We start from the raw sequence: 3,066 nt of genomic DNA, 5'->3' as shown, positions 1-3,066 counted from the left end.
CGGCCGTGACCGACGACGGCCAGTTGGTGTGGCACTGGCGAAGGACTGTGTCCGGCTGGGTCTTGGGCATCTGCACCGGTCGGAATGGAGACAAATTCTGCGAGTGGCAGTACGCGGCTGCGGACGATCCACCCGGTTCCCCTCTGGAGTTCCCCGAGGAATGGGGAACGCTGTTTCAAACGCTTCCCGACTGGACCTAAGCGCCAGCTTCCTCGACGACGACCGCCGGAGCAGACGATATCCGGGCTGACTCCGCGAGGCGGGAGGAGCCTCCTGTGTCTGTGCATTAGGCGCCGTGGAGCGCCAAACTGCCCGACCCTGACGACGCCGCGAGAGATCCAGTGGAGTCTTGACCTGGGCGCCAGATCTCATAGATGTTCCTGCTGCTCCAGTCGCGGTAGTCGCCGATGATGATGCCTCGGCTGGCGCTGGCGGCTTCGATCGTCTGCTTAGTCTCCGTATCCCAAACGAGGGCGACGTGCCCAACGCGGCGGGGCCCGAGGTAGCTGTCGATGAAGATCAGGTCGCCGGGCCTCTCCTGGCCTGGTCGGATGCGTGTGCCGTGACCTGCGGCGAGCCAGTCGCGCTGGGCTTGTGCCGTGCGCGGCAGCCGGATGCCGATCTGGTGGTAGGCGGCTTGGGTGTAGCTGGAGCAGTCGTAGGCGTCGGGGCCGGCGGCGCCCATGATGTAGCGGCCGCCGAGCTTGGTCTTTGCCCAGGCGAGGACCTTGGCCGTATCGCCAGCCGCGACAGGGTCCCCAGTAGGTGCGGACCCGACTCCGGGGTGGCAGTCGTCGAGCGACGTGGTGGTCTGGCCGCCGCCGTAGGCGTGGGCGTAGTGCAGGACGTCGCCGACGTACCAGTCGGCGTGGTTGTACGCATACAGGGCCTTCTCGACACCTGCCTGTCCGCGGAGAGCGCCGGAGGTGACGAGGTAGTGAGCGGCGCTGTGAATGCTGTCGGCGTCGTCGGTGATGAGCACCCGCCCGTCGCCGTTGCCGTCAACGCCCATGGTCGCGAAAGTGGCTGGCATGAACTGCATCAGCCCTTGCGCACCGGCGGAGCTCGTCGTGTTGTTGCGTCCGTGGGCGGTCTCCTCCATCCCGATGCCGGCCAGCAGCGTCCAGGGCAGGCCGTACCTGCTCGCGGCCTGCCGGTAGAGAGCCTCGATGCGCGGCAGGATCGGCAACGGCGGGTTGTGCAGGGAGTCCTTGCGCACCCGCGGCCGCGGCAGAACGCTGGTGGCCATGCCACCCTCCCCTGCTGACTGATCCCTGGGCGCCGCGCCCCGGGATGTGGCAGCGACCGGGCGTCCATCAAGGGGTGCCCCGTGTGCGGCCATGAACGGCACGGGGTCGATGGGGGTGCCGTTGCGGCGGATGGAGAAGTGCAGATGGATGCCGGTCGAGTAGCCGGTGGAGCCTTCGACGCCGAGCGTCTGCCCCACCACGACCCGGCCACCGAGCTTCAGGGCCGGGTCGATCGTGGCGAGGTGGGCATACAGGCTGGTGATGCCGCCGCCATGGTCGATGACGACGTGGTTGCCCCAGCCTTGCGCCGGTCCGGCGGCAGTGATGGTGCCGTCGGCAACGGCGACCACGGCGGTTCGTGGGGCGACCAGGTCGACGCCGTCGTGGAGTTTCCACACCTTCAGCACCGGATGGAGCCGCATCCCGAATGGGCTGGTGCGTTGGTAACCCACGCCGGTGAAGGGGACGCGCCAGGTAGTGGAGGTGGGCGCCGTGACCTGGCCGGCGCAGGGGGTCTGCGTCTCGACGGCGGCCTTGGCGCTGGCGGCGGTGGTGCTGATCATGGCGACGAGCATCAGGGGTGCGATGAGCACGACGGCGAGGACGGTGCTGATGATAGCGGTGAGCTTGGTCATGTCAGTTCGCTGCCTCGATGGCTTGGTTGGTCCAGGTGAGCTGGTGTTCGAGGGGGTGGAGGTGGGTCTGGACCTTGTAGAGCTGGTCGCCGACCTGCCACAGGGCGCGGCCTGTGCCCTGCATGGCCCAGGTGGTGATGACGTGTTGGGCGATGGGTCCCAGGCCGAGGAGTTGTTCGAGTTCGCCGGCGACGGCGTGGTCCTGGCCGTGGAGGATCTTCACGTCGGCCAGGTGCAGCAGGTCCTTGGCGATGGTGGCGGCCTGGGATCCGTGGTCGCCGGCCGAGAGCAGGTCGGAGGGTTTGTGCATGACGGCCCATTGGATGTCACCGTCGCGGCGGGAGAAGCGCAGGTCCGCGTCGAAGCTCTTCACGGCGTCCGGCCCGAGGCGCAGCTGCTTCCAAGCCTCGTCGCGGACGACGATGCGCAGGTCGCCGGGGTCGGCGACTTCCCGCATGGCGCGTCCCCAGGAGTTGAGGCAGGTCAGGGCGATACCGATGGCCTCGTCGCCGAAGGGTTCGAGACGGGACAGGGACAGGGACTGGATGGGGGCACGCCAGTCAACCGTGATGGTGGTGTGCTGGTCGAACAAGCCAGCCAGGGCACCGGAGACGAGTTGGCCGAGGGCGTCGCGCAGGAGGCGGGTTTCGTCGAGGAAGTGGCGTTGGTCGCGATAGCGGCACTCGGCGACGAGGTCGTCGTCGGGGTTGTCGAGTGCCAGCCACAGTTGCGGGATGGTGGGCTCGACCAGGGTGGTGGCCGCGGTGCTGTAGCCGGACAGGCGGGCCAGGACGGTCTTGACGACGACCTCGTCGCTGGGCCCGAAGGGGACGCGCAGGTCACCGACACGTTGGGAGCCGACCAGTCCGCGGATCAGGGTGAGCCAGCGGCGGAAGACCAAGGCGGATCGGCGTTGCGCCTCCGCCGCGGGAAGAGTGGCCCAGCCGTTGCCCAGGGGGCCGATGTCGAGGGGGTTGATGCGGGTCGGTAGTCCGCGGCCGATGGCGAAGGGTTCGACGCCGACGGCGTGGCACAGGGGTTCGTACTCGTCCTTGGCGTCGCCGAGGATCAGGGAGCGGTAGCCGAAGTCCATCATGCGCAGCAGGAAGGCCTTGGTGGTGCCGGACTTGCCGCGGCCGGGTTTGCCGAAGGCCATCACGTTGGGGTTGGTGACGCAGATG

Annotated in this window: 3 protein-coding genes; 1 reads left to right on the top strand and 2 read right to left on the bottom strand. The window is 68.2% G+C overall.

The genetic code is table 11. The annotated features are described in order from the left end of the window. Positions 1-200, top strand: a 200-nt coding sequence (locus ACHFFZ_RS12330) for a hypothetical protein (protein WP_394276904.1), incomplete at its 5' end; no start/stop codon positions are given. 86 nt (positions 201-286) lie between these two features. Here the strand turns inward: ACHFFZ_RS12330 and ACHFFZ_RS12325 are convergent. Both ACHFFZ_RS12325 and ACHFFZ_RS12320 read right to left on the bottom strand, forming a co-directional pair. Beyond that, positions 287-1,885 (bottom strand): peptidoglycan DD-metalloendopeptidase family protein, encoded by a 1,599-nt coding sequence (locus ACHFFZ_RS12325; RefSeq protein WP_394276903.1) that lies wholly within the window; start codon positions 1,883-1,885, stop codon positions 287-289. Between the two features lies 1 nt (position 1,886). Further along, the coding region (locus ACHFFZ_RS12320) for an ATP-binding protein (protein WP_394276902.1) at positions 1,887-3,066 on the bottom strand (1,180 nt) is incomplete at its 5' end.

It is taken from the genome of Luteococcus sp. (assembly GCF_043424415.1).
In the GTDB taxonomy this organism is placed as follows: Bacteria; Actinomycetota; Actinomycetes; order Propionibacteriales; family Propionibacteriaceae; genus Luteococcus.
This window is presented reverse-complemented; position numbering and strand designations above follow the sequence as displayed.